Source organism: Sulfuricurvum sp., from assembly GCF_023229695.1.
GTDB lineage: Bacteria > Campylobacterota > Campylobacteria > Campylobacterales > Sulfurimonadaceae > Sulfuricurvum.
The window spans coordinates 1-1,166 of record NZ_JALNYS010000024.1; the positions used below are offsets into that span (position 1 = coordinate 1).

Annotated in this window: 3 protein-coding genes; all 3 read left to right on the forward strand. The window is 45.7% G+C overall.

Features of this window, described 5'->3' with window-relative positions; genetic code table 11:
* Nucleotides 1-109: 109 nt before the first annotated feature.
* A complete protein-coding gene (locus M0P91_RS14155; RefSeq protein ID WP_295068833.1) occupies nt 110-313 on the forward strand; it encodes a hypothetical protein in 204 nt (67 codons plus the stop codon).
* Between the two features lie 97 nt (nt 314-410).
* On the forward strand, nt 411-731 hold the full coding sequence (locus tag M0P91_RS14160) for a UPF0175 family protein (protein WP_295068836.1): 321 nt from the start codon (nt 411-413) through the stop codon (nt 729-731).
* On the forward strand, nt 731-1,166 hold a 436-nt coding region (locus tag M0P91_RS14165), incomplete at its 3' end, for a hypothetical protein (RefSeq protein WP_295068838.1). The genes M0P91_RS14160 and M0P91_RS14165, both read left to right, overlap by 1 nt.

Sequence of the window (1,166 nt, forward strand, 5' to 3'; positions counted from 1 at the left end):
ATCTGATTGTTCAGAACATAACGGCATTTGCTGCCGATAACGGAATCTCTATTTCGAATGTCGATTCGGTGAGAGCCAATCAGGATCTTATGAACATCGTTGCGGCCGGTTGGCATCAGTAAATCAGCTCGACGGTGTATCGGTTGCGGTGAAAAAGGTGTTGCTTTTTTCACTGGCGCGCGGGGTCGGCTGTGTGAGCGCCGACTCGTTTTTCTCTCCGGTACGGATCCGTTCGACCTCCAACTCTCCTGAGTTAGAGCATTGGATTGAATCTGCATTCCCACTCAGAGAGTGGGAACGAGGGAAAAGCTAAAAGTGCCTGACACCTTTACCAATATCTTACATTTCTAATTACCAAATTTTTAAAAATATGCTATTATACTATCAAATGTAAGTATAAAGGAGTGAGTATGCAAACCATAGGGATACGAGAACTTCAGACTAACCCTGCTATTTTTACCAAAGCGATGGAAAACCACGAATTTGCGATTATCACCAAACGCAGCACCCCTATCGGGATCGCAGTGGCGTTTGACGATACGGTCGTCTCTCAGGGGCTTAAAACCTCGCTTTTAATCGAAGGGTACAAAAAAGGGGATTTGAGTCTCGGGCAGTTTTGCACCTCGATGGGGGTGTCTAAAGAAAATGGAATGAAAATCCTCTCCCTTATGGGAGTCGATGTGATCGACTATGATTTCGGTGATGATCTTAAAGCTCTGGAAATGCTCTGATGGTGGTGGTGAGCGATTCGACGACACTCATCATCCTCGAAAACCAAAATCGCTTCGATTTGCTCACTAATCTATTTGAGAGGGTGTTTATTCCTCAGGCGGTATGGGATGAGATACACTCTAAAGAGGGGTTTGTCCTCCCTAATTTCATCACACTTTCTCCCATTGAGGCGACGGACGAACTCTCCACGCTCCTCTATCTCCTCGATAGAGGGGAGAGTGAAGCGATAGTGCTGGCAAAAACTAAAAATCTCCCGCTCGTAATCGATGAGAAGAAAGGGCGCAAAATCGCTTCGGCTATGGGGATAAGCATCGTAGGACTACTCGGGGTTATCTATCTCAATATCAAACGGGGTTTCATCACAGTTCAAGAAGCTGGGGTGTTTTTGGATCAAGCACGAACCAATGGATTTCGTATTTCCCAAAAGTTGATCG

Coding starts and splice junctions, on each gene's coding strand:
- M0P91_RS14160 (WP_295068836.1), top strand. CDS start 411: ATGCAAACCATAGGGATACGAGAACTTCAGACTAACCCTGCTATTTTT.